Annotated in this window: 24 protein-coding genes; 20 read left to right on the top strand and 4 right to left on the bottom strand. The window is 65.2% G+C overall.

The genetic code is table 11. From position 1 onward, the window contains the following. Nucleotide 1 precedes the first annotated feature (1 nt). Nucleotides 2-2,854, bottom strand: a complete 2,853-nt coding sequence (locus AC1RNP_RS13500; protein WP_493051782.1) for a molybdopterin oxidoreductase family protein — start codon at nt 2,852-2,854, stop codon at nt 2-4. Nucleotides 2,855-3,056: 202 nt separating this feature from the next. Between AC1RNP_RS13500 and AC1RNP_RS13505 the strand changes: the two genes are divergently transcribed. The 14 genes from AC1RNP_RS13505 to AC1RNP_RS13570 all read left to right on the top strand — a co-directional run bounded on the left by AC1RNP_RS13505 (nt 3,057) and on the right by AC1RNP_RS13570 (nt 16,818). After that, nucleotides 3,057-3,404 carry a DUF7709 family protein gene (locus AC1RNP_RS13505; RefSeq protein ID WP_493051783.1) on the top strand — a complete coding sequence of 116 codons (348 nt, stop codon included), beginning with the start codon at nt 3,057-3,059 and terminating at the stop codon, nt 3,402-3,404. Between the two features lie 75 nt (nt 3,405-3,479). Then, a complete protein-coding gene (locus AC1RNP_RS13510; RefSeq protein ID WP_493051784.1) occupies nt 3,480-4,448 on the top strand; it encodes a helix-turn-helix transcriptional regulator in 969 nt (322 codons plus the stop codon). 162 nt (nt 4,449-4,610) lie between these two features. Then, on the top strand, nt 4,611-5,507 hold the full coding sequence (locus AC1RNP_RS13515; protein WP_493051785.1) for a patatin-like phospholipase family protein: 897 nt from the start codon (nt 4,611-4,613) through the stop codon (nt 5,505-5,507). Between the two features lie 92 nt (nt 5,508-5,599). After that, nucleotides 5,600-5,980 (top strand): hypothetical protein, encoded by a 381-nt coding sequence (locus AC1RNP_RS13520; protein ID WP_493051786.1) that lies wholly within the window; start codon nt 5,600-5,602, stop codon nt 5,978-5,980. 94 nt (nt 5,981-6,074) lie between these two features. Then, the gene (locus AC1RNP_RS13525; protein ID WP_493051787.1) at nt 6,075-8,261 is read left to right on the top strand and encodes a prolyl oligopeptidase family serine peptidase; all 2,187 of its coding nucleotides are present in this window, start codon (nt 6,075-6,077) and stop codon (nt 8,259-8,261) included. Nucleotides 8,262-8,426: 165 nt separating this feature from the next. Beyond that, a complete protein-coding gene (locus AC1RNP_RS13530) occupies nt 8,427-10,604 on the top strand; it encodes a S9 family peptidase (RefSeq protein WP_493051788.1) in 2,178 nt (725 codons plus the stop codon). A 90-nt stretch (nt 10,605-10,694) separates the two neighbouring features. Then, on the top strand, nt 10,695-11,054 hold the full coding sequence (locus AC1RNP_RS13535; RefSeq protein WP_493051789.1) for a YbaN family protein: 360 nt from the start codon (nt 10,695-10,697) through the stop codon (nt 11,052-11,054). A 93-nt stretch (nt 11,055-11,147) separates the two neighbouring features. Beyond that, nucleotides 11,148-11,429 (top strand): LPS translocon maturation chaperone LptM, encoded by a 282-nt coding sequence (gene lptM / locus AC1RNP_RS13540; RefSeq protein WP_493051790.1) that lies wholly within the window; start codon nt 11,148-11,150, stop codon nt 11,427-11,429. Nucleotides 11,430-11,486: 57 nt separating this feature from the next. Continuing rightward, on the top strand, nt 11,487-12,347 hold the full coding sequence (dapF, locus tag AC1RNP_RS13545) for a diaminopimelate epimerase (RefSeq protein WP_493051791.1): 861 nt from the start codon (nt 11,487-11,489) through the stop codon (nt 12,345-12,347). Continuing rightward, complete coding sequence (locus AC1RNP_RS13550) at nt 12,344-13,024, top strand: DUF484 family protein (RefSeq protein ID WP_493051792.1); 681 nt, start codon at nt 12,344-12,346, stop codon at nt 13,022-13,024. The genes dapF and AC1RNP_RS13550 overlap by 4 nt, the downstream gene beginning before the upstream one ends. A gap of 32 nt (nt 13,025-13,056) precedes the next feature. Further along, on the top strand, nt 13,057-13,944 hold the full coding sequence (xerC, locus tag AC1RNP_RS13555; protein ID WP_493051793.1) for a tyrosine recombinase XerC: 888 nt from the start codon (nt 13,057-13,059) through the stop codon (nt 13,942-13,944). A 217-nt stretch (nt 13,945-14,161) separates the two neighbouring features. Next, nucleotides 14,162-14,713 (top strand): ATP-dependent protease subunit HslV, encoded by a 552-nt coding sequence (hslV, locus tag AC1RNP_RS13560; RefSeq protein ID WP_493051794.1) that lies wholly within the window; start codon nt 14,162-14,164, stop codon nt 14,711-14,713. Between the two features lie 75 nt (nt 14,714-14,788). Next, nucleotides 14,789-16,159 carry an ATP-dependent protease ATPase subunit HslU gene (gene hslU / locus AC1RNP_RS13565; protein ID WP_493051795.1) on the top strand — a complete coding sequence of 457 codons (1,371 nt, stop codon included), beginning with the start codon at nt 14,789-14,791 and terminating at the stop codon, nt 16,157-16,159. A gap of 209 nt (nt 16,160-16,368) precedes the next feature. After that, nucleotides 16,369-16,818, top strand: a complete 450-nt coding sequence (locus tag AC1RNP_RS13570; RefSeq protein WP_493051839.1) for a type II 3-dehydroquinate dehydratase — start codon at nt 16,369-16,371, stop codon at nt 16,816-16,818. 57 nt (nt 16,819-16,875) lie between these two features. Here the strand turns inward: AC1RNP_RS13570 and AC1RNP_RS13575 are convergent, their stop codons facing one another. Then, nucleotides 16,876-17,331 carry an OsmC family protein gene (locus AC1RNP_RS13575; protein WP_493051797.1) on the bottom strand — a complete coding sequence of 152 codons (456 nt, stop codon included), beginning with the start codon at nt 17,329-17,331 and terminating at the stop codon, nt 16,876-16,878. Between the two features lie 49 nt (nt 17,332-17,380). On the opposite strand from AC1RNP_RS13575, the gene AC1RNP_RS13580 reads away from it, so the two are divergent. Continuing rightward, entirely contained in the window at nt 17,381-18,688 is a 1,308-nt protein-coding gene (locus tag AC1RNP_RS13580; RefSeq protein WP_493051798.1) for an SDR family oxidoreductase, read from the top strand. A gap of 4 nt (nt 18,689-18,692) precedes the next feature. Next, nucleotides 18,693-19,154 carry a DUF2269 family protein gene (locus AC1RNP_RS13585; RefSeq protein WP_493051799.1) on the top strand — a complete coding sequence of 154 codons (462 nt, stop codon included), beginning with the start codon at nt 18,693-18,695 and terminating at the stop codon, nt 19,152-19,154. A gap of 99 nt (nt 19,155-19,253) precedes the next feature. Here the strand turns inward: AC1RNP_RS13585 and AC1RNP_RS13590 are convergent, their stop codons facing one another. Continuing rightward, the gene (locus AC1RNP_RS13590) at nt 19,254-20,081 is read right to left on the bottom strand and encodes an alpha/beta hydrolase (RefSeq protein ID WP_493051800.1); all 828 of its coding nucleotides are present in this window, start codon (nt 20,079-20,081) and stop codon (nt 19,254-19,256) included. A gap of 109 nt (nt 20,082-20,190) precedes the next feature. After that, nucleotides 20,191-20,646 carry a nucleoside deaminase gene (locus tag AC1RNP_RS13595; protein ID WP_493051801.1) on the bottom strand — a complete coding sequence of 152 codons (456 nt, stop codon included), beginning with the start codon at nt 20,644-20,646 and terminating at the stop codon, nt 20,191-20,193. Nucleotides 20,647-20,785: 139 nt separating this feature from the next. Here AC1RNP_RS13595 and ubiE point away from each other — a divergent pair, with 139 nt between their 5' ends. The 4 genes from ubiE (at nt 20,786) to AC1RNP_RS13615 (ending at nt 25,264) form a co-directional block, all read left to right on the top strand. Next, on the top strand, nt 20,786-21,550 hold the full coding sequence (gene ubiE, locus AC1RNP_RS13600; protein WP_493051802.1) for a bifunctional demethylmenaquinone methyltransferase/2-methoxy-6-polyprenyl-1,4-benzoquinol methylase UbiE: 765 nt from the start codon (nt 20,786-20,788) through the stop codon (nt 21,548-21,550). A 10-nt stretch (nt 21,551-21,560) separates the two neighbouring features. After that, entirely contained in the window at nt 21,561-22,031 is a 471-nt protein-coding gene (locus tag AC1RNP_RS13605; RefSeq protein ID WP_493051803.1) for a YbaK/EbsC family protein, read from the top strand. A gap of 95 nt (nt 22,032-22,126) precedes the next feature. Next, entirely contained in the window at nt 22,127-24,076 is a 1,950-nt protein-coding gene (locus AC1RNP_RS13610) for a M1 family metallopeptidase (RefSeq protein ID WP_493051804.1), read from the top strand. A 228-nt stretch (nt 24,077-24,304) separates the two neighbouring features. Next, nucleotides 24,305-25,264: an alpha/beta fold hydrolase gene (locus AC1RNP_RS13615; protein WP_493051805.1), complete on the top strand. Its 960-nt coding sequence runs from the start codon at nt 24,305-24,307 to the stop codon at nt 25,262-25,264. The last annotated feature ends 48 nt before the right edge of the window (nt 25,265-25,312 follow it).

A 25,312-nucleotide genomic window follows, 5' to 3' on the forward strand; every position in this document is an offset into this window, starting at 1 on the left:
GTCATCGGTTGGGCCGCTTCCTGAAATCGGCGCCGTAACGCAAGGGAGCCGTATCGGCGGGGGTGAACGGAAGCGAGGCGAACTGCGGCTGAGACTGCTGCACGGCATCCACCTTGCGAATGTTCACGCGCAGGTCGAACCACGCCGCCTGTCCGGTGACCGGGTCGGCGTTGGCGTAGTCGGTCTGCGGCAGCTTGTCGGAGATCAGGTGATTCAACAGGAAGCCCTGATTGCTCTCCGGCGCGTCCTTCGCCAGGCGCCAGGCGCCCTTGCGCTTGCCGATCGCGTTCCAGGTCCACACCGTGTCCGGCTGCACGTTGCCGGCAAATTTCGCCTGTGCGGTGATGCTGCCGTGGTGCGAGGTCACTTCGATCCAGTCTTCGTCGCCGATGCCGTGGTGCGCGCCGGTGTCGGGATGCAGGTACAGGTAATTGCGCGCGGTGATCTGGCGCAGCCAGGCGTTCTGCGATCCCCAGGCGTGGTACATGAACATCGGCCGCTGCGTCACCGCATTGAGCGGGAAGGTCTCGCGGCTGGTCTGGTCGTGTTCGAACGGTTCGTACCAGATCGGCAGCGGATCGAAGTAGGTGGCGATGCGCTCGCGGTGTTCCTTCGGCGGCTGGTGTTCGCCGTGGCCCTGCGCGGCGAGGCGGAAGGTCTGCAGGATTTCCGAATACAGCTGCAGCACGATGGGCTCGGTGGAACCGACGAAGCCGAGTTTCTGCGCCCATTCCAGATAGCCGCGGTTGGCCATCTTGAAGTAGCGCGCGTGTTCGGGGATTTCCTCGCGCCAGAAGCCGCCGTTGTCGATGTAGCGCTGCAACTGCTGCGGATTCGGCGCGCCCTTGCCGTGATGTGTGCCATCGCCGCGCCAGCCGGCGAGCAAGCCGACGCCGGGCGCGCGTTCGTGACGGACGATGTAGTCGGCGTAGTCGCGATACATCGGCGTGCCGTCCTCGCGCGTCATGCCGGGCAGGCCGAGGCGCGCGCCGAGTTCGAGCAGCACGGATTGGAAGCCGCGCACGTCGCGAGGCTTTTGATTGGCATGCCCACGCTGTTTCGCCGAATCGAGCACGGGATGGCGGATCGCATCGCTGGCGCAGTCGGCGTCGGAGATGGGGCGGTCGAGCAGGCTGATCGCGTCGAAGCGTTCGAGATAGGTCGTGTCCGGCAGCACCAGGTCGGCATAGGCGACCATCTCGCTGGCGTAGGCATCGGAATAGATGATGCGCGGGATGCGGTAGCCGCCGTCCTCATCCTTGTCGGTGAGCCAGCGCATCGTCTCGGTGGTGTTCATCGCCGAGTTCCAGCTCATGTTGGCCATGAACATCAGCAGGGTGTCGATGCGGTACGGATCGCCGGCGTGGGCGTTGCGGATCACGGTGTGCAGCATGCCGTGCGCGGACAGCGGATAGGCCCAGGAGAAGGCGTGATCGATGCGGCGCGGCTGGCCTGCGGCGTCGACCAGCAGATCGGCGGGCGAATGCACGAAGCCGAGCGGCGGTGCGTCGAGCGCGCCGTTGTCCTTGCGTGCCTTGCCGGGACGGTTCGGTGGCGGGATCGGTTTGGGATAGGGCGGCTGGTAGCGGAACGAGCCCGGCGCATCCACCGCGCCGAGCAAGACTTGCAGCAGATGCAGTGCGCGGCAGGTGTGGAAACCGTTGCTGTGCGCGCTGATGCCGCGCATCGCGTGCATGGCGACGGGGCGGCCAACCATTTCGGTGTGTTCGCGGCCCCAGGCGTCGGTCCAGGCGATCGGCAGCGTCAGATGGCTGTCGAAGGCGGCTTCGGCCAGTTCGCGCGCGATGCGGCGGATGGTGTCGGCGGGGATGCCACAGCGCTCGCTGACCGCATCCGGGGAATACTGCGGATCGAGATAGCGTTCGGCGATCAGGTGAAAGACGGGAACGGCTTTGTGGCCGCCGGGCAGGTCGTATTCGCCGACCACGGCGGGCGCGATGCCGATCGCGTTCGCATCGGCTGTGGCATCGGCGTTGCGATCCCAGCACAGCGGTCTGCCTTCGGCATCGCGCGCGAACAGCCCGTCATCGGCGCCGCCGGGATTGCGGATCACCAGCCAGTGCGCATTGGCGTAGCGCACCAGGTAGTCGAGGTCGATCCGGTCCATGCGCAGCAGTTCGTGGATCAGCGCGAACGCGAACAGCCCATCGGTGCCCGGGCGGATACCGATCCACTCGTCGGCGATCGCACCGTAGCCGCTGCGCACCGGATTCACCGCCACGATCTTGGCGCCGCGCGCTTTCAGCTTGCCGAGGCCGAGCTTGATCGGGTTGGAGTCGTGATCCTCGGCCACGCCCCACAGCATCAGGTAGCGCGCGTGATCCCAGTCCGGTTCGCCGAACTCCCAGAACGAGCCGCCGAGCGTGTACAGCCCGCCGGCCGCCATGTTCACCGAGCAGAAGCCGCCGTGCGCGGCGTAGTTGACTGTGCCGAACTGCTGCGCCCACCAGCCGGTCAGCGCCTGCGACTGGTCGCGGCCGGTGAAGAAGGCCAGTTCGTCGGGATTGCGCTCGCGGATCGGCTGCAGCCATTCGGTGGCGATCTGCAGCGCATCCTCCCACTCGATTTCCTTGAACTCGCCGCTGCCGCGCTCGCCCGTGCGCAGCAACGGCTTGTCGAGCCGTGCCGGCGAGTAGTGCTGCATGATGCCGGAGGCGCCTTTCGCGCAGAGCACGCCGCGATTCACCGGATGCGCGGGATTGCCCTGGATATAGCGAATTTTGCCGTCCTTGAGCCACACCTTGATGCCACAGCGGCAGGCGCACATGTAGCAGGTGGTGGTCTTGACCTCATCTCCCGGCGAGGGCGACAGGTTGATGGCCGGCTGCTTCATGCGCGGCCCGGCTCCGTGCAGGCTGCGTCGGGCTGGCGGCCGAATTCTCGGTTCGGAGCTGGCGGATGCATCGCGATATTGTGCCTGCGAGCGCGGACGCCGTCATGGGCGTGTCCCATCCAGCGCCATAGCGTCCTTGAAAAGCCGCTGTCGAGCGTCATCTCTTCGAGGTGCGCAATCCGCGCCTGGCCGGAAAATCGTCGTGTCGGCATCCTCCCCCGAGAACACCGATCGCCTGGGCGCGATCAACCACAAGATCGTCGCCGAAGGCGAATCGCTGCCAGTGGTGCGGCTGCAGGACGGCAGTTCTGTACAGACCGGCACGGTCGCCGCCATGCTGCACAACGTCGAGCGCTACAACCACGGCGAGCGCGGCCAGATCGAGGACGAACTGCGGCTGGCGGTGCCCACCTTGGTCAAGGTCGGACTGTTCGCGCTGTTCCCGCCGCAGGATTGGATCGCCGCCGACAACCCCGGCCGCAGCTTCGTCGGACGGGCGGCTGCCCAATATCTCGCGCAGAAGACGGCAGAGGGCCGCCTGTCACAATAATGGGACTGGCGGTGCCGATCATGCCGATGCGATGCTAGGCGGATCGGCGGACGCCACCCGGTTACGGCACTCACAATGGACCGTTACGAACGCATCTTATCGCTGCACCGCATCCTGAAGACCTCGCGCTACCCGGTGACGGTGGTGCGGCTGCAGGACGAACTCGAATGCTCGCGCGCCACCGTCTATCGCGACCTGGCCTTCCTGCGCGATGGCCTGATGGCGCCGGTGGTCGGCGACGGCGAAGCCGGCTTCCGCTACGACGCCGACGAAGGCGGCCGTTTCGAACTGCCCGGCCTGTGGTTGAACTCGGACGAACTGCACGCGCTGCTCGCCGCGCAGCAACTGCTGTCGCGCAGTGGCGGTGGCGTGCTGTCCTCGGCGTTGGCGCCGTTGCAGGGACGCATCGAAAAGCTGCTGTCCGAGCACGCCGCCGGCAAGGCCTGGCCGATGGAGCGCGTGCGCGTGATCCCGCACCGCACCCGGCGCATGGACGAGCACGCGTTCCGTACCGTTTGTTCGGCGGTGCTGTCGCGCAAGCAGCTCAGCTTCGAATACCGCGCGCGTTCCACCGACGAGAAGTCGCGGCGCACGGTCTCGCCGCAGCGCATCACCCACTATCGCGACAACTGGTATCTCGATGCCTGGGATCATGATCGCGAGGCGCTGCGCAGCTTCTCGGTCGATCGCATCGCCGTCGCGCGCCAGCTCGATGCGCCCGCGCGCGACATCGACGAGGCCGAGCTCGATCGTCATCTGGCCGGCAGCTACGGCATCTTCTCCGGACCGCCGAAGGGGGTGGCCACGATCCTCTTCAGCGCCAAGGCCGCGCGCTGGGTGGCCGACGAGCACTGGCATTCGCAGCAGCAGGGGCGCTTCCTGCCCGATGGCCGCTACGAACTGAAGATTCCCTACAGCGCCGCGCGCGAATTGCTGATGGACGTGCTGCACTACGGCAGCGACGCCGAGATCATCGAGCCGAAGGCGCTGCGCGAGCAGGCGCGTTCGCTGCTGGCGCTGGCGCTGAGCAATTACGACGCTTGAACGAAAGGCGAAGATGGTGCCTGCAACGCACTGTCGCGGCGGGCGCGATGGCGCGGCCGTGGCAAAAGGCGCATAACGCGCCCCATTGAAGCCCGCCAATCGAAGCAACGCGCCCGATCGAAGCACACGAAGTTGACGCGTTGAGCTGAAAAGGAGGTTCGCATGTCCCCACCGGCCGCCGATCCACCGAAGATCGCCAAGCGCGAGCCCGTGGCTCTGGCGCTCGGCGCGGGTGGTGCGCGTGGTCTCGCGCAGATCGGGGTGATCGAGGAACTGGAGGCGCGCGGGTTCGAGATCGTCGCGATCGCCGGCGCGTCCAGCGGCGCCCTGGTCGGTGGTGTGTTCGCGGCCGGGAAGCTGCGCGAATTCCGCGAAGGCATGGAGGCGAAGACGCGTGCGGACGTGCTGCGCCTGCTCGATCCAGTGCTCGGCCGTCCCGGCCTGATCAACGGCCATCGTCTGGTCGAGGCGATGCGCGAGGTGGTGGGTAATCCCGATATCGAATCGCTGCCGGTGTCCTTTACCGCGGTCGCGGTGGATCTGGAGCGCCAGCGCGAGGTGTGGCTGCGGACCGGTCCGTTGTGGGACGCGCTGCGTGCCTCGTTCGCCATCCCCGGCTTGTTCACGCCGCACCTGGTGCACGGCCGTGAGCTGGTCGATGGCGGCCTGCTCGCGCCGCTGCCGATCGCGGCCACGCGCATGGCCGATGCGCACCGGCTGATCGCGGTGAACATGAACGGTTGGCCGAAGCGTCCGCCCGGCACGCTCGCGGAGGCGCCTGACGCGCCCGCCCAGGCGCGCGGCGGGCGTTTCACGCGCTGGCTGGATGGGCGAATAGGCAATTCGTCCGGCGAAAAGAGCCTGATCGACACCATGGGCTTGTCGCTGGACACCATGCAGGGCCAGCTTGCGCGCGTGCAGTTGGCGCTGGATCCGCCCGAGCTGGTGATCGAGATTCCGCGCGACACCTGCCATTTCTATGAGTTCTGGCGCGCCAAGGAGGCGATCGAGGTGGGGCGTGCCGAGACGCGCAAGGCGCTGGATGCGGCGGGTTACTGAGGGCGCACGGCAAAATCCGGCGGCGGCGCAAGGATCGCAGTCCGTGAGATGAGGACCGGCGAGCCTGCGCTCCCGATCCCAGGAGCGCCGTCATGCTCGCCAATCGCCGCAGCCACTTCATTTTCCCGGCACCCTCCCCGCATTCGCCGGACATCGCCGATGTCACGGCATCCCGTGTCGACCCGCAGATCGTGTCCTGGCTGCTCGGCGCCGTGTTCCTCGGTGTGATCGCCATGCTGTCGCTGCCGGCCGCCCGTGGCGACAGCGCGGCCTTGGGCTGGATGCCCTTGTGGCTGGTGGGCATGCCCCTCGTCAGCCTGGCGGCATTGCTGCTGGTCCGGGTGGCGGGCTCGCGCGCGCAGGCGCGTGCTGCCATTGCAACATCCGGCGCACGGCGGCGTCCGCGCCCACATGTCCAGGCCCGCCGGCGCAGGGTGCCGGTGCCGCAGCAACGGTGGCCGCAGGCCGCCTGAGCGGCCTTGACCACACTTTCGGCACAACGGGGCGGTGCCTGCCCTGTGTTAGGTTCGCGGGTCTTGAATAGACCCAATCCTGATTGGAGAGCCCATGCCGAAGTTGTCGTCACTCTGCCTGGCCGCGAGCCTGGCCGCCGGTGTTGCCGGCACATCCGCCTTTGCGCAAGCCTCCGGGAACGAAACGAAGGAGGATGCGATGCAAAACGCCGGCGCTGCCGATGCTCCACAGTCCGAGTCTCAACAAGCTGACGCCTATCAGTGGCTGGAAGGCGTCGAGGACGCCAAGGCGCTGGAATGGGTCAAGGCCGAAAACGCCAAGACCGAGGCCGAACTGACGACGACGCCCGAGTTCAAGAAGCTCGAGGGCGACATCCGGGCCATCCTCGATTCCGACGCCAAGATTCCCGGCGTGGAGAAGATCGGCGACTACTACTACAACTTCTGGAAGGACAAGCAGCACGAACGCGGCCTGTGGCGCCGCACCACGCTCGAGGAATATCGCAAGCCGAATCCGCAGTGGGAGACGGTGATCGATCTCGACGCGCTCAACGCGGCCGAGAAGCGCGCTGACAACGAGAAGTGGGTCTGGCATGGCGCCGATTGCTTCAAACCGGAATACAAGCGCTGCCTGATCGCGCTCTCGCCCGGCGGCTCCGACGCCGACGTCACCCGCGAATTCGACCTCACCACCAAGGACTGGGTGAAGGACGGCTTCCAGCGCAAGGAGGCCAAGGGCGGGCTCGGCTGGATCGACCAGGACACGGTGTATGTCTACACCGATTTCGGCCCCGGCTCGATGACCAGCTCCGGCTATCCGCGCATCGTCAAGGAGTGGAAGCGCGGCACGCCGATCGAATCGGCCAAGGTGGTGTACGAAGGCAAGCCGGAAGACATGTACATCGCGGCCTTCCACGACAACACGCCCGGCTATGAGCGCGATTACGTCAGCCGCACCATCGCCTTCTACAACGACGAGCTCTATCTGCGTGGCAAAGACGGCAAACTCACCAAGGTGGACGTGCCGAACTCGGTCAACAAGGGCGTGCGCAAGGACTGGCTGATGCTGGAACTGCGCGAGCCGTGGACCGTGGGCGGCAAGACCTACAAGGCGGGTTCGCTGCTGGCGACCAAGCTCGACGGCTTCATGGGCGGCAAGCGCGACTTCGATGTGCTGTTCGAGCCCACCGACACCACATCGCTGGCCGGCTATACCTGGACCAAGACGCAGCTGGTGCTCAACGTCCTCGACAACGTCAAGAACAAGCTGTTCCTGCTCAAGCACGGTGAAGGCGGCTGGAAATCCGAGCCGCTCGACGTCGGCTCGCTCGAATACGGCACCATCGGTGTCGGTGCGGTGGATAGTGACGAAAGCGATCAGGTGTGGATGACCATCACCGACTTCCTCACGCCGACCACGCTCACGTTGGTCAGTCCGGGCGTGGCGGACGGGATCGAGAAGCTGAAGTCGATGCCGGTCTTCTTCGACGCCTCGAAAGACGCGATCGAACAGCATTTCGCCACCTCGAAAGACGGCACCAAGGTGCCGTACTTCATCATCCACCCCAAGGACATGAAGCTCGACGGCGCGAATCCCACGCTGCTGTATGGCTACGGCGGCTTCGAAATCTCGCTGACCCCGACCTATTCCGGCGGCATCGGCAAGGGCTGGCTGGAGAAGGGCGGCGTCTACGTCCTCGCCAACATCCGCGGCGGCGGCGAATACGGGCCGCGCTGGCATCAGGCCGCGCTCAAGGCCAAGCGACACAAGGCCTACGAGGACTTCGCCGCGGTCGCGCAGGATCTGGTCGCACGCAAGATCACCTCGCCCAAGCGCCTCGGCATCCAGGGCGGCAGTAACGGCGGTCTGCTGATGGGCAACATGCTCACGCAGTATCCGGAGCTGTTCGGCGCGGTGGTGGTGCAGGTGCCACTGCTGGACATGAAGCGCTACAGCCATCTGCTGGCAGGCGCCTCGTGGATGGCCGAGTACGGCGATCCGGATACGGCAGACTGGGACTTCATCAAGACCTTCTCGCCGTATCACCTGTTCGACCCGGCCAAGACCTATCCGCCGACGATCTTCATGACCTCCACCAAGGACGACCGCGTCCATCCCGGCCATGCGCGCAAGATGATGGCGAAGATGCAGGCCGCCGGTAAGGACGTGCGCTACTACGAGAACATCGAAGGCGGGCATGGCGGCGCGGCGAACAACGCGCAGCAGGCGCATATGAACGCGCTGGCGTACACCTTCCTCTGGAAGGAACTGACTAAGTAAAACGATGCTCCCTCCCCTCCGAATGGGTGGGAGGGTTGGGGTGGGGTGGCGCTTTTCCGCGCGTGAGCTTCGGCGTTCCGCGCCTCACACCCCCTCCCAGCCTCCCCCTGCAAGCAGGGGGAGGGGCCAAACGACCATTGCATCGCACACCCGCGAGCCCTACCTATGAAACCGACCGTCCTTTTCCTTGCCGCCGTCTCCATGATGACCACGAACCTGTCCGCCGCCGAACTCCCCGCACCGCCCGATGTCGAGAAGAAGCCGCATACGGTCAAGGCGCCGTTCGGCGCCGAGCGGCAGGACGAGTACTACTGGCTGCGCGACGACACGCGCAAGAACGAAGCCATGCTGGGGTATCTCAAAGCGGAGAACGCCTACGTCGACCAGGTGATGGCGCCGCTCAAGCCGCTGCAGGACAAGCTCTACGACGAGATCGTGGCGCGCATCAAGCAGGACGACAGTTCCGTGCCGTCGCGCGAGCGCGGCTACTGGTACTACACGCGCTTCGAGACCGGCCAGGACTATCCGATCCACGCCCGCCGCAAGGACGCCGAAGGCGCCACGCCGCTGAGCGTGCTCGCCGCGACCCAGCAGGCGGACAAGACCGGCGAGCAGGTGCTGCTCGACGTCAACGCGATGGCGAAGGGCAAGGATTACTTCAGCGTCGGCGACTATGAAATCAGCCAGGACAACAAGCTGTTGGCCTGGGCCGAGGACGCGGTCGGCCGCCGCCAGTACAACATCCGCTTCAAGAATCTGGAGACCGGCGAACTCTATCCGGACGAGATCAAGGGCATCTCGCCCAACCTGGTCTGGGCCGACGACAACAAGACGCTGTTCTACGTCGAGAACGATCCCGAAACCCTGCTCACCGTGCGCGTGAAGAAGCACGTCCTCGGCACCCCGGCGAGCGAGGACAAGCTGGTCTACGAGGAAAAGGACGACAGCTTCTACATGGGCATCTCGCGCACGGGCGACGACAAGTACATCTGCATCGGCGTCAGCAGCACGGTGTCCAGCGAACTGCGTTGCGCACCGGCTGCCAACCCTGAGGCGTTCACGGTGCTGGCCCCGCGCGAGCGCGACGTCGAGTACGACGCCGACCATCTCGGCGACCGCTGGGTCATCCGTACCAACGCCGATGGCGCCAAGAACTTCAAGCTGGTCACGGCCCCCGACGGCAGCACTTCGCGCAAGGACTGGAAGGACTGGATCGCGCATCGCGATGACGTCTTCATCGAAGGCTTCGACCTGTTCGATGGCTTCACCGCGGTCGCCGAGCGTTCCGACGCGCTGGAGCGCATCCGCCTGATCGCCGCCGACGGCAAGGAAAGCCACGTTGCCGCGGATGAGCCGGCCTATTCGATGGGCCTGGACGCCAACCCCGAGCACGACACGCCGTGGCTGCGCTACAGCTACACCTCGATGACCACGCCGGCCACCACTTACGAGCTCAACACGCAGACCGGCGAGCGGCGTCAACTGAAGCAGCAGCCGGTGCTCGGCTACGATCCGACGCAATATGTGACCGAGCGGTTGTGGGCCACGGCGCGCGACGGCACCAGGATTCCGGTCTCGATCGTCTACAAGAAGGGCTTCGAGAAGAACGGCAAGGCCGCGCTGCTGCAGTACGCCTACGGCAGCTACGGCGCCTCGATGGACCCGGGCTTCAGCCTGACCACGGTGAGCCTGCTCGATCGCGGCATGGTCTATGCCATCGCGCACATCCGCGGCGGCCAGGAGATGGGCCGCAAGTGGTACGACGAGGGCAAGCTGTTCAAGAAGAAGAACACCTTCACCGACTTCATCGACGTCACCGACTATCTGGTGAAGGAAGGCTATGCAGCCAAGGATCGCGTCGCCGCCTATGGCGGCAGCGCCGGCGGCCTGCTGATGGGCGCGGTCGCCAACATGGCGCCGGAGAAGTATCACGTGATCCTGTCGCAGGTGCCGTTCGTCGACGTGGTGACCACGATGCTCGATCCGAGCATCCCGCTCACCACCAACGAATACGACGAGTGGGGCAATCCCGAGAAGAAGGATTACTACGAGTACATGCTGTCCTACTCGCCCTACGACAATCTCAAGCAGCAGGCCTACCCGGCGATGTTCGTCGGCACCGGCCTGTGGGATTCGCAGGTACAATACTGGGAGCCGGCCAAGTACGTGGCGCGTCTGCGCGATCTCGACATGCCCAATGAAGCGGGCGTCAAGCAACCGGTCCTGTTCCGCACCAACATGGACGCCGGCCACGGCGGCAAGTCGGGCCGTTTCCGCAAGTATCGCGAACTGTCCGAGATGTACGCGTTCCTGCTCGATCAGCTGAGCGTCGGCAAGCAGTAACGCGCCGGTCAGGCCTCTCCCGCGTTCGTCCGCGCATAATGTGCGGATGAACGCGCGCGACCTGGCGCTCTTGAACATGGTGCCCTGAACATGCCCCGTTGGGCCTGGTGGCTGCTCGCTTATCTCAGTCTTGGTGTCGGCATCGTCGGCATCTTCGTGCCGGGGTTGCCGACCACGGTGTTCGTGCTGATCTCCGCCTGGGCCGCGGCGCGTGGCTCCGAACGCCTGCATCGCTGGCTGCTGTCGCATCCGCGCTTCGGCCCGGCGATCCGCGACTGGCAGGCGCAGGGCGCAGTGAGCCGGCGCGCGAAATGGATGGCGAGCCTCGCGATGGTGGTTTGCGCGGCGATCCTGCTGTGCTTCTCCCAGCCCTGGATCGCCGCGCTCGCCATCGCCTGCATGGCGGCCGTGGCGACCTGGCTGTGGCTGCGACCGGAACCGCGGCGCTGAGCGATCCGCCCGTCGCGTCGCCTGAATCGCGTTGCCACGGATCACCCGCGCCGGGTTGTCTTTCTGTGGACATGAGCGGCTAAACTCCTCCCCATGAAGCCATCTCTCATTCCGCTCCTGCTCGCCGCCGCTTTCGCCCTGACCGGCTGCGGCAACAAAGGCCCGCTGGTCCTGCCGGAGAAACCGGCGCCCCAGCCGGCAACGCCCGCCGCGCCGGCTACCGACAGCACGACGCCGACGGAAGGCGAAAAGAGCGAAACCAGCAGTGGCACGGAAACGCCTGCCGACACCACGACGACGCCGGCTTCCACGGCGCCGGCTGCCACGACGGAGTCGACGACGCCGGCGGAATCGCCGCCTTCCACACAGCCTTGAACGGGCTCGCTTCAAACGGAATGCCGCTCGTCAGGCCAATGTCTTCCACCACGCGACATGGCTAGCACGACAACACTGCGGTTCAGCAAGATGCACGGAGCGGGCAACGATTTCGTCGTGCTCGACCTGCGCACGCGCGCGGCGCCGTCGCCGGAGCTGTGCCGCGCCCTGGCCGATCGCCACACCGGCGTCGGCTGCGATCAGATCCTGACCGTCGAAGGGCCGCGCACCGCGCAATCGGCGGCGGCCTACCGCATCTGGAATTCGGACGGCTCCACCTCGCAGCAATGCGGCAACGGCGCGCGCTGCATCGCCGCCTGGCTGCTGCGCGATGGCGCGGCGAGCGGCGAGCGCTTCTCGCTCGACAGTCCGGCCGGCACGCATGACGTCGATGTGCTCGGGGATGGTCGTTTCCGCATCGCCATGGGCGTTCCGCGCTTCGCGCCGGAGATCGTGCCGATGCGCGGCTTCGGAGAAACACGCGACATTTACGAGGCCGAGCTTTCTTATAAACAGCCCGGCGACGGCGAGCGGGTGCATTTCGGTGCCGTCTCCATGGGCAACCCGCATGTCGTGATCGAAGTCGAAGACATCGATCATGCGCCGGTGGTACGGCTCGGCCCCGCCTTGCAGTCTTCGCCCTGGTTTCCGGAATCGGTGAACGTCGGCTTCGCGCAGGTGGTCGCGCGCGACCGCATCCGCCTGCGCGTGTATGAGCGCGGCGCTGGCGAAACGCTCGCCTGCGGCAGTGGCGCCTGCGCCGCCGCGGCGGTGCTGATGCGGCGCGGGCGCATCGATCGCGACGTCGTCGTCGCGCTGCCGGGAGGAGACTTGCGCATCAGCTGGCCCGACGATGCCGCGCAAATCGCGATGGCCGGGCCGGCCGCATTCGTTTTCGAGGGAGAGTGGACCGCATGATCGACAGCACTGAGAAGCTGGGCGCGCACGAAATCGCCGCATGGCTGCGCCGGCATCCGAAATTCCTGCAGCAGTTCCCGGACCTCGCCCTGAGCATGGTGGTGCCGCGCGAAGAGGGGCCGGCCGCGTCGCTGGCCAGCTATCAGCTCGAAGTGTTGCGCGACAAGAATCGCGAGCTCACGCGCCGTCTGCACGAGTTGTTCGGCAACGCGCAGGAGAACGAGCGCCTGGCCGTGCGCACGCATCAGCTCACGCTGGCGCTGCTCAAGCAGGACAATGCCGCCGATACCGTGCGTGCGATGACCGCGGCGCTGGCCGAGGATTTCAACGGCGATCTGGTGCGGATCGTGCTGTTCAAGCCGATCGCCAGCCTCGATGGCGTCGACTGGCTGCAGACGATCGCCCAGGACGACGCGCGCCTGTCGCCGTTCCGCGACTGTCTGGCTGACGGCGAGCCGCTGTGCGGACGCCTGCAGCCGGAGAAAAACGCGTTGCTGTACGGCATGCGCGCCGAGGAAGTGCTGTCGAGCGCGCTATTGTCGCTGGATGGTACCGCGCTGGTCGCGGTCGGCAGCCGCGATCCGAATCGTTTCTATCCCGGCATGGGCACGCTGTTCCTGCGCATGATGGGCGATGCGTTCGCGGCGTCGTTGCGCCGGTTCGACCGGGCGCCGTAGCGCGGCGCTCGAACACACCGCGAGAACAGAACGTGGCGATCGCCGATTTCATCTCGCACCTGCAAGTCGAGCGCCGGCTTTCGGCGCACACGCTGGATGCCTACCAGCGTGACCTGGACGCGCTCGCACAATGGGCGCAGACGCAGGGCAGGGGCGATCCGGAAGCATTGCAGAACGCCGACATCCGCGCTTTCGTCGCCGCCGAGCGGCGCCGCGGCCTCTCCGCAACGAGTCTGCAGCGCCGTCTGTCGGCGTGTCGCAGCTACTACCAGTGGCTACTCAAGCACGGGCGCATCGAGGCCAATCCCGCCGCCCCGGTGCGCGCACCCAAAGCGCCGCGCAAGCTGCCACAGGTGCTCGATACCGACGAGGCCGTGAAGCTGGTCGAACTGCCCACCGATGCGACGCTGGGATTGCGCGATCGCGCATTGCTGGAGCTGTTCTATTCCTCGGGCCTGCGCTTGTCCGAGCTGTGCCATCTGAGATGGCGCGATCTGGATCTCGACGGCGGCCTGGTCACCGTGCTCGGCAAGGGCAACAAACAGCGCAGCGTGCCGGTGGGCTCGCACGCGCGCGAGGCATTGCGCGCGTGGCGAATGGAGACGGGTGCCGCCAACGATGCCCCGGTGTTCCCGGGACGCCATGGCGCGACGATTTCGCCACGCGCGGTGCAGATCCGCATCAAGCAGCTCGGCGTGCGGCAAGGATTGTTCAAGCACGTGCATCCGCACATGCTGCGGCACAGCTTCGCGAGTCATGTATTGGAATCCTCCGGCGATCTGCGCGGCGTGCAGGAACTGCTGGGGCATGCCGACATCGCCACCACGCAGATCTACACGCATCTGGATTTCCAGCATCTGGCGAAGGTGTACGACGCGGCGCATCCGCGTGCGAAAAGGCGGAAGACGGAAGCCAAGTAAGGCGAGTTGCTTCTGCGGGTAATGTCGTGCTGCCATCCATGGCGTGACAGATCTGGCTTCGGATCCTCCGGCCTATCGCCGCGCTGACGGCGCGACTCTAGATCCATGGCCGGGCGTTCGCCAAGGCGGCGCGGCAGTGCCGCGCTAAGCGCGCCTTGGCTCACCCCTTGCGCTCCTCTCCATCAGCCCCCACCAAGGGGCTAACCAGGAGATTCGCATGGACCCCAGCCAGAACCCCAACGTCTTCCACGCCACCACCATCGTCTCGGTGCGCCGCAACGGCCACGTCGCCATTGCCGGTGACGGTCAGGTCACGCTCGGCCATACCGTGATGAAGGCCAACGCGCGCAAGGTGCGCCGTCTCGGCAAGGATGGTCAGGTACTGGCCGGTTTCGCTGGTGCCGCGGCCGATGCCTTCACCTTGTTCGAGCTGTTCGAATCGAAGCTGGAAAAGCACGGCCAGCTGCTGCGCGCCGCCGTCGAATTGGCGAAGGATTGGCGCACCGAGCGCCGCTTCGGCAAGCTCGAGGCGCTGCTCGCGGTCGCCGACAAGGAAACCTCGTTGATCATCAGCGGCACGGGCGATGTGATCGAGCCCGAGGATGGGCTGGTCGCGATCGGCTCAGGCGGCCCTTATGCGTTGTCCGCGGCGCGGGCGCTGTATGCGCATACCGAACTCGATGCCAAGCAGATCGCGATCGAAGCCCTGAATATCGCGGGCGATATCTGCATCTACACCAACCGTAACGTGGTGGTCGAAGAACTGTAACGTCACGACGCGTTCGATCGTCTTCTCCTGTATTCGAGCGAGAAGAGCCGTCACTCCTTCATCTTCAAGAATCCCATGCCCAACAAGTTCGACACCAGTTCCGCCACCATGACCCCGCGCGAGATCGTGCAGGAACTCGACCGCCACATCGTCGGCCAGCAGTCGGCCAAGCGCGCGGTGGCGATCGCATTGCGCAACCGCTGGCGCCGCGCACAGCTGCCTGACGAACTGCGCAACGAGGTGATGCCGAAGAACATTCTGATGATCGGCCCCACTGGCGTCGGCAAGACCGAGATCGCGCGGCGCCTGGCCACGCTCGCCAACGCGCCGTTCGTGAAGGTAGAGGCCACGCGCTTCACCGAAGTCGGCTACGTCGGCAAGGACGTGGAGCAGATCATCCGTGATCTCGCCGACACCGCGGTCAAGCTCTATCGCGAGCAGGCCAAGACGCGTGTGCGTACACAGGCCGAAGAGCGCGCCGAGGATCGCCTCCTCGACGCGTTGCTGCCCCGGCGCATGCCGGGAGGCTTCGGCTTCGGTGCGGAGAAGCCGGCGGAGGACTACCAGGCGCCCGACAACGACACGCGCGCGAAATTCCGCAAGCAGCTGCGCGCCGGCGAGCTCGACGACCGCGAGATCGAGCTTGAACTCTCCGCGAATGTCGGCGTCGACATCATGACGCCGCCGGGCATGGAGGAGATGGGCCAGCAGTTGCGGCAGATGTTCTCCAATCTCGGCGGCGGCAAGACGCACAAGCGAACCTTGACCATCAAGGCCGCGCGCCCGCAGCTGGTCGAGGAGGAAGCGGCCAAGCTGGTCAACGAGGACGAGGTGCGTGAAGCGGCGATCGAGGCCTGCGAGCAGCACGGCATTGTCTTCATCGACGAGATCGACAAGGTCGCCAAACGCAGCGAAGGCATGGGCGCGGATGTTTCGCGCGAAGGCGTGCAGCGCGATCTGCTGCCACTGGTGGAAGGTTCCACGGTCAGCACCAAGTACGGCTCGGTGAAGACCGACCACATCCTGTTCATCGCCAGCGGCGCGTTCCATCTCGCCAAGCCGTCGGATCTGATCCCCGAGATGCAGGGGCGTTTCCCGATCCGTGTCGAGCTGTCGGCGCTGAGCAAGGACGATTTCGTCCGCATCCTGACCGAGCCGAAAGCGGCTTTGACCAAGCAATACGTCGAGTTGCTGAAGACCGAGGGCGTGCAGCTCGGCTTCACCTCGGATGCCGTGGATCGCCTCGCGGAGATCGCCGCGCAGGTCAACGAGCGGCAAGAGAATATCGGCGCCCGCCGTCTGCATACCGTGCTCGAGCGGCTGCTGGACTCGCTCAGTTTCGAAGCGCCGGACAAGGGCGGGAGCGTGTCGATCGATCGTGCCTATGTGGATTTGCACCTGGGTGAGCTGGTGCAGGATCCGGATCTGTCGCGCTACATCCTGTAAGGAATGCCTTGCCCGTCATTCCCGCATTGAGGCGGGAATGACGGTAACCGGCAGGTGACTGCCGGTGGGCTTTACGAGTGTTTTATGCCGCACAATCAGCGCGCGCATAGCGGCTTTATGGCCGCCACTCCTAATCTTGTCCTCGATGCGCGACGGCTGATCGCCGCGAGGCGGCGATGCCGAAGCGCGCATCGGAGTGATGCTTGACCATGTCGATCGTGATGATCCGGATATCGGAACCGCAGGCCGCCACGCAATACGACGCGTCGCTGCTGCCAGGAATTCTTGATGCCTTGCATGCGCGTGCCGCGCGCGCGGGCCGTACCTTGTGTCGTTATCAGTGCGCCGACGAGCGTGAGATTTTGGATCGTCTCGCGCATCTCGCGGACGACCGGGCGGAAATCGTGTTGCTCGATCCCGGGGCCTACTCGCAATCGAAGGCTTCGCTGCGCGATGCGCTGGCGCGGCTGGAGGTGCCCTACATCGAAGTCCACGACGACTTCGTCGGCCAGCAGGAGCCCGTGATCACACCGTCGAGCGGTCCCGTGCTAGCCGTTGTCAGCGGCTGCGGCGCGCAGAGCTACACCGCGGCAATGTCGATCGCGCTTGAGAACATCGGTTGCGCCGAGTGCGAGAACAACTACCACGTCGGTACGTGATCCGGACCCGCTGGTTCGACGTTTTCGTCGCGCCAGCGATCGTGCCTTGACGATCCGTCAGGCGTTCTGCGGCTCCACTGTCACCGCCGTCTTCACGGAATTCGCGATGAAGCAGTGGATGTGTGCCTGCTCGTGCAGATGGGTCAGGCCCGCCGCATCCGGCGCCTTGCCTTCGGCGAACGTGATGCGCGGACGCAGGACCACTTGCGTGACGGCGAGCCGCCCGGCCTCGTTCTTGGCCATCGTGCCGACCGCGTCGTCCTCGTAGCCGTCGATCGTCCAGCCCTTCTTCGCAGCGATGGCGAGCAGGGTCAGCATGTGGCACGAGGACAATGCCGCCACCAGCGCCTCTTCCGGATCGACGCTTTCCGCGCTGCCGAGATAATCGAGCGAGGCCGAGGCGCGGACGCGCTGCCCGCCGTCGAAACGCCACTCATGATCACGCGAATAACCGTTGTAGTCGAAGGGCTTGCCATCGCGGGACCAACGGATCGAAGCCAGATGCTGGGACATGGCGAATACCTCTGCGAAAAGGGGAGTGGGATTCTGCTAGTTTGTGCGCATGCGTGCAGACGAAGCATCCGATCCGGCGACACGGACCGTTCTGGTCGTGGGCGCCAATGGTTTTTTGGGCGGCTTCATCGTGGCGGCCTTGTGCGGACGCGGTCATCAAGTATTGCGCGGCGTCCGGCCGGTCGGCAAACCGCTTCGGGAGGATGAGCGTGCCTGCGATCTGACTCGAATGACGAAACCCGACGACTGGCATGAGGTGCTTGATGGCGTCGATGCGGTGGTGAATGCCTCCGGCATCCTGCGCGAGTCTGGCATCCAGCGCTTCGAAACGATCCATGTCACGGCGCCGCTGGCGCTTGCTCAGGCCTGTGTCGAGCGTGGCATCGATCGTTTTGTGCAGATCTCGGCGCTGGGATTGCCGGAGGACGGCGAATTCATTGCTTCCAAGCATCGTTTCGACGAGGCATTGCAACAATTGCCGTTGCAAGCCGTGGTGCTGCGCCCGTCGGTGGTCTATGCCGCGGCCGGGTCGTATGGCGGCACGTCGTTGTTGCGCGCGTTGGCGGGGTTTCCTGGCGTGCAAGTGCTGCCAGGCGATGGCCGCTGGCCGATTCAGCCAGTGGCGGCAGAGGATCTCGGCGACCTGGCAGCGCTTGCGTTGGAGGCACCACCAGGCATCTACGAAGTCGGTGGTCCGGAACCGATGCCGTTGCGTGATTACCAGCGCGAATGGCGGCGCTGGCTACGCATTTCGGGCCAGCGTGAAATCCACGTTCCGGAAATCCTGGTGACGCTGCAGGTTGGCATCTTCGAGCGCTTGGGCAGCGGCCCGGTCGGCGAAACCATGTGGCGCATGTTGAGACGCGGCAACGTGACGACTCCCGGCGCGCATGCACGCCTGCGGGATGCGTTCGGCTTCGCGCCACGCACGTTGGCGCAGACGCTGGCCTTGCGACCAAGCCAGGTGCAGGACCGCTGGCATGCGCAGCTGTATTTTCTCGTGCCGGGGCTACGGGTCTGCATGGTGGCGTTGTGGCTGCTTTCGGCGGTGGCGGGGTGGTTCACGCCCGCCACCGACATTGAACATCTGGTGGCGGGATCGCCGCTTCAGGGAGTCGAGCCGGTGATGCTGGCGCGTACTGCGGCCGTCATTGATTTCGCGCTGGCGATCTTCTTGTGGATCGGGTGGCGGCCGCGTCTCGTGCTGTCCTTGATGGCGGTGAGCGTGGTGGCGTATACGCTCGTTTTCGGGATCACATTGCCCGCGTTATGGCTGGAACCGCTGGGCGGTCTGGCGAAGAACTTGGCGGTACTGCCGGTGCTTGCAGTGCTCTGGGTGCTGTCCGACAGGAGGTGAGGTGATGTACCTGTGGGTGAAATGGATTCACATCCTGTCGTCGACGCTGCTGCTCGGTACCGGTCTGGGCATCGCGTTCTTCATGTGGCTGGCACACAAGCGCGGAGATGTCAGAGTCATCGCCGAGACTGCACGCACCGTGGTGATTGCCGATGCCTGTTTCACCGCGCCAGCGGTGCTGGTGCAATTCGTCAGCGGCTTCTGGCTGGCGCATGCGCTCGGCAATCCGTATTCCGCCTTCTGGTTGAAGGCGGCACTGCTGCTGTTCTTCGTGGTCGGCGCCTGCTGGCTGCCGGTGTTGTGGCTGCAATGGCGAGCACGCAATCTTGCTCTCGCGGCATCGGCGACGGGGATGCCGCTACCGGCTGCCTATCATCGCGTCATGCGGTGGTGGTTCTGGTTGGGCTGGCCGGCGTTCATCAGCGTGATTGCGATCTTCTGGCTGATGGTGATGAAGCCGGCTTGAACCACGCAGTGCCGGCGTTGTGGATCGAGGGACGAGCCCCTTTGCTTGATCGGCCAGCGCCGGATGCGACTGCCGCGAAATTATCCTTGCACGCCGCCGTCAGTCCTGGGCTTGCGCCGTGGCGCGCTCGGCAAACTCGAATGCATCCTCGATCGCGCGTCGCGACCAGGCGGTATCGTCATGCCAATCAAATGCATGCCGTGCTTCGGGCAGGTTGATGATCGTGATCGGCACGTTGCGGCGCAGGGCGTTCGATGCGAAGGATTCGATGCCTTGATTGATCTCAGGCGTATCCTTGCCTGCGCGGACGATCAGCATGGGCGGCGAAGAAGCTGTGCCGCCCGCCTGCACCGCATCGACGGGGATGAAGCGACGGGTCCAATCGGAAGGCGCGTCGGCAAAGGCGGTGAGTACGGGATAGAAACCGATCGTGCAGCGCAAGGCGGGCGCTGGTTGTGCGAAGGCCAGCGATAACAGGCGTCCGCCCGCGGAGAATCCCCACAAGCAGGTCCGCTTCCGGTCCGCGACGTCGACACGGTCTTGAAGCTGTTCGAGCAGCGAATGGACGTCACCGTATCCCGACTCGATTCCGGCATTCGTGCGCGGAAAGCGTTTGGCCATCACGACGGCGGTGAATCCGCGCTGCGCCGCGAGGCGGCCCAGATCGGCGTACGCTCCCCAAGTGCGCGGGTCGTCATTTCCGCTCAGCAGGATCAAGGTTGCGCGCCTGCCCTTGCGCGTGCCGTCGTAATAGATATCGAAAGGCAGTGTCGTGCCGTCCACGGCCGTGTACGAAGATGTGCGAATCTCCACGGCGGCTGGCGACGGGCGCAGGACCGTGTGCGATTGGGCCGGATCGCCTTGCGCTTGCGCGCTGAGGCAGAATGCCAGCTGCAATATCGCCCCAACGATCCAATATCCGCGCATTCTCCCGCTCCTCATGCATGGCTTGGGCCGACTCTACCCGCCTGTCCGTGGAAAGAGGACTGTGGAAAGTCATGCCTTGGATCTTCGGCCGGACGAAGCGCCTGGAGGCTCAATCCTCGCCGATATCTTCGTTCCACACTTCAGGATTGGCCGCGATCCAATCGCCGAGCATCGTGATGCATTCCTCGCTGGCAAGATCGATCACGTTGACGCCGTTCTCGCGCAGCCAATCGACGCCGCCGGGGAAATTCACCGATTCGCCCACCACCACGGTGCCGATGTTGAACTGGCGCACCAGGCCGCTGCAGTACCAGCAGGGGGCGAGGGTGGTGACCATGATGGTGTCCTTGTAGCGACGCTGGCGGCCGGCCTTGCGGAAGGCGTCGGTCTCGCCGTGCACGGACGGGTCGCCTTCCTGGACGCGGCGGTTGTGGCCGCAGCCGAGCAGGCGGCCGTCGTTGTGATAGAGCGCCGCGCCAATGGGAATGCCGCCTTCGGCCAGGCCCTGGCGGGCTTCGCGAATGGCGGTGTCGAGCAGGGCGCGGTAGTCGGGTATGGCGATCATGGGGATTGGCGCGAGTTAAGGTTGCAGGCAGTCTGCCGCCATCGCGCGGTGGCGTCGAGCCGCCCCTGGCATGGTGAGACGAGGCACGGTAGGAGCGCACGGCGGGCGCAGGCGCGGGCAGGGATGCGATAATCGTGCCATGAGCGAATCCGCAGACAAAAAGCCCGATACCACCCATTTCGGGTTCCGCGAAGTGCCCACCGCTGAGAAGCAGAAGCTGGTGGGACAGGTGTTCTCCTCGGTCGCGGGCAACTACGACCTGATGAACGACCTGATGAGCATGGGCGTCCATCGGGTCTGGAAGCGCTATTTCGTCGCCACCGCGCAGGTGAAGCGCGGCGACCGCGTGCTCGATCTGGCTGGCGGCACCGGCGATATCGCCGCGTTGCTGAAGGATCGCGTCGGCGAAACGGGTGAGCTGGTGCTTGGCGACATCAATGGCGAGATGCTGCGCGTGGGCCGCGACCGCATGACCGACCGCGGCAACGTGCGCGGTTTTGAATATGTGCAATGCAATGCCGAACGTCTGCCGTTCCCGGATGCGAGTTTCGATCTGGTCACGATCGCGTTCGGTCTGCGCAACGTCACCGACAAGCCGGCGGCGCTGCGCGAGATGCTGCGCGTGCTGAAGGTCGGCGGGCAGGCGCGGGTGTTGGAGTTTTCCGAAGTGAAGGCGGACTGGTTCAAGCCGATCTACGACTTCCACTCCTTCAATGTGTTGCCGCGTTTGGGCAAGCTGTTCGCGAACGATGCCGACAGCTATCAGTATCTGGCCGAGTCGATCCGCAAGCATCCGCCGCAGGAAGAACTCAAGGCGATGATGGAGGAGGCCGGGTTCGCGCGTTGCGAATACAAGAATCTCTCCGCCGGCATCGTGGCGATCCATAGCGGATACAAGGTCTGAGGTCGCGCGGGTGAGTCTGGAATCGGTGCGCGCGTTCCTGGCCGAAAAAGCACCCGATCTGCACGTCATCGAATCCGAAGGTTCCACCGCGACGGTGCTGGAAGCCGCGCAGGTGCACGGCGTGGAGCCGGGACGCATCGCCAAGACGCTGGCCTTCCGCGGCCCCGACGAGCGCGCCTTCCTGGTGGTGGTGCGCGGCGATGCACGCATCGACAACGCCAAGATGAAAGCCGCCTTCAACGGCCGGACCAAGATGCTCGATCCGGCGCAGGTGCTGGCGCTGACCAGTCATCCGGTCGGCGGCGTCTGCCCGTTCGGGCTGGCGACGCCGCTGCCGGTGTATTGCGACGTTTCGCTGCGCGCGTTCGACGAAGTGGTGCCGGCTGCGGGCGCGACCAACAGCGCCGTGCGGTTGTCCCCCGAGCGGATGGTCGAGCTGACCGGGGCGGCCTGGGTGGATGTCTGCCAGACCATCGTCTGAACATCGGTGGATGGCGTCCACACTACGAACGCCTAACGATTGCGGGCGTGGGGTGCACTAGAATCCCCGCCTCTCATTAGTTTTCGGATCCGCCCATGCGTCGTTTCGCCCTGTTGTTGTCCTGCCTGGCCGTGCTGGCGGCGGGCTGTTCGCGCGAATCCACCCCCACGCCGGGATCGTCGACACCGGCCAAGCCCGCGGAGGCGAAGATGACGGTCGAACGCGACGAGCACTCCTACGCGGAAGCGGACAAGGTCGCGATCACCGATCTCGCACTCGATCTGAAGATCGATTTCGACACCAAGACCCTCAGCGGCACTGCCACCTACACGCTGGACTGGAAGGATAAGGCCGCCAAGCAGCTCGTGCTCGACACGCGCGATCTGAGCATCGACAAGGTCGAGGGCGAGGACGCGTCCGGCCAATGGCAGCCGCTGCAATACGGACTGGCCAAGCGCGACGACATCCTCGGCAGCAAGTTCACCATCGAGACACCGGCGCAGAATCAGCACGTGCGTGTGACCTACACGACCTCGCCGGATGCTTCCGGCCTGCAATGGCTCGACGCGGCGATGACCGAGGGCAAGAAGCTGCCCTTCATGTTCAGCCAGTCGCAGCAGATCCACGCGCGCAGCTGGGTGCCGTTGCAGGATACGCCGAGCGTGCGCTACACCTACACGGCGCACGTGGTCTCGCGTCCGGACGTGATGGTGCTGATGAGCGCGGACAACAATCCGAAAGCGGAGCGCAACGGCGACTACAACTTCAAGATGCCGCAGAAGATCCCGTCGTACCTGATGGCAATCGCGGCCGGCGATCTGGTGTTCGAGCCACTCTCGCCGCGCGCCGGTGTCTGGGCCGAGCCTGCCATGGCGAAGAAGGCCGCCAAGGAATTCGAAGACACCGAGAAGATGATCGAGACGGCCGAGAAACTCTACGGCCCCTATCGCTGGGAGCGCTACGACATCCTGGTGCTGCCGCCCTCGTTCCCCTACGGCGGCATGGAGAATCCGCGCCTGACCTTCGCCACGCCGACCGTGATCGTCGGCGACAAGTCGCTCGTGTCGCTGGTCGCGCATGAGCTGGCGCACAGCTGGTCGGGCAATCTAGTGACCTTCGCCAGCGCCAAGGACGGGTGGCTCAACGAAGGCTTCACCAGCTACGTCGAGAACCGCATCGTCGAAGCGCTGTACGGCAAGGAACAGGCCGACATGGAGAGCGTGATCGCGCGCGACGAACTCAAGGAAGAGTTCAAGAGCGTGAAGCCCGAAGCACAGGTGCTGGCGCAGAAGCCCGGCACGCAGAAGGACCCGGACGACAATTCCTCCGCGACGATCTACACCAAGGGCGCCTGGTTCCTGCAGTTCCTGGAGGAGCGTTTCGGGCGCGCCGATTTCGATACGTTCCTGCGTGGCTATTTCGACCATTTCGCGTTCCAGAGCATCAACAGCCAGCAGTTCGCCGACTACGCCAAGGCCAATCTGCTGAACAAGTATCCGAACAAGGTGACGCAGGCCGAATTCGACGCCTGGCTGTACGAACCCGGCATCCCGCCGACGGCGCCGCAGGTGCTGGCGGCGCGCTTCGGCGTGGTCAAGACCGCGCGCCTGGGCTGGCTGGGCAGCGGCCAGCTGCCGCCGCCGGCGATCACCGGCGCGTGGAGCACGCAGGAATGGGTGCATTTCCTTGAAGGCATGCCGAAGACGCTCAGGATCGATCAGCTCACGCAGCTCGATGGCGCCTATCACTTCACCGGCACGCCGAACGGCGAGATCGCGCAGCGCTGGTATCCGCTGGCGGTGCGTAGCGGCTACACGCAGGCCAATGATGCGATCGCGGCGTTCCTGGAGCGGGTCGGACGCCGCAAGCTGATCATCCCCACGTACGAGGAACTGGTGAAGACCGAAGCGGGCCTGGCACTGGCCAAGCAGGTGTTCGCCAAGGCCAAGCCCGGCTATCACCCGATCACCACGGGGACCGTGCAAAAACTGATCGACGAGGCCAAGCCGGCGCCGGCGCCGGCGGCGACTCCGCCGGCGCAGTAACAATCATCGCGAGCAGAACGTCCCCTCTCCTTCGCATGCGGAGGGGAGGGTTGGGGTAAGGGGAAGCCGGAGCCTGTTGATGAAAAGCGTCGAATTGTTTTCGAGCGTCGAACATCGGGGGGCTTCCGCATTCGATTGTCTGAAGCGATCGACGGACGGCTGGTTCCGTTCCCCTTCACTCCAAACCTTCTTTCTCGCAAACGAGGGAGAGGGAGCGAGTATTTCGCGATGAGCTGGCAACTCCTTCTCATCATGGCCATCCTCGTGGTGGTCGTGAGCGTGCTGGTAATCGCATGGCGTGTATGGCGCGATCCGCTCTCGCTGATACGCGCCGAATACGCGCGACAGCGCAGGGCGGCCGGATTGAGCGCGCATACCGTGCAGATCGGCGGCAAGCGCTGGGTCTACGCCGAACGCGCCGCGGATCGTGCCGGCGCGCCCACCGTCGTGATGATCCACGGCTACACCGGCAGCAAGGAAAACTGGTACCGCCTCGCGCAACGCCTGCGCGGCCGCTATCGCCTGGTGATTCCCGACCTGCCGGGCTGGGGCGAAAGCCAGCGCGATGCCGGTGCGAATTACGGCTACACGGCGCAGGCCGAAAATGTCGCCGCTTTCATCCGCGCGGTCTGCGGAACGCCGGTGGTGCTGCTCGGTCACTCGATGGGGGGCGGCATCGCCGCGCTCACCGCCGCGCGGCATCCGGAGCTGATCGAGCGCGTCGGTTTGTTCGACGCGTCCGGCGTGAGCTTCGACGAGAATCCCTTCGCGCTCGAAGTGCTGGCCGGGGGCAATCCTTTCGGTGTCACCGATGCGGCGTCGCTGCAGCGCTATCTCGGCATCGTGGTACACGACAAGCGGGCGCTACCGCCGATTCCGTGGCCGGTGTCGAACATCGTCATCGCCTATCGCAGCGCCGAGGGGGCGTTCGAGCAATCGATCCTCGATCACATCGGTCGCGGCACGGATCAGTTCCTGCCGGGCACCGAAGCCTCCAGGATCCGGCAACCCGCACTGCTGGTGTGGGGCGCGCACGATCGGGTCATCGATGCCAGCGCGATGGCGGCCTATGGCGAACGGATTCCGCATGCGCGACAAGTGTTGCTCGATGGAAGCGGCCATTCGCCGATCATCGAGCAGCCGGATGAGGTCGCCAAAGAAGTGGTTGCGCTGATCGAGACGCGCTGAGTCCGTTGTTGTGATCGCTTGAAGAATTCGCTATCCGTTGAAGCAGGA

Source organism: Luteimonas sp. GW821-FHT14E02 (assembly GCF_058803905.1).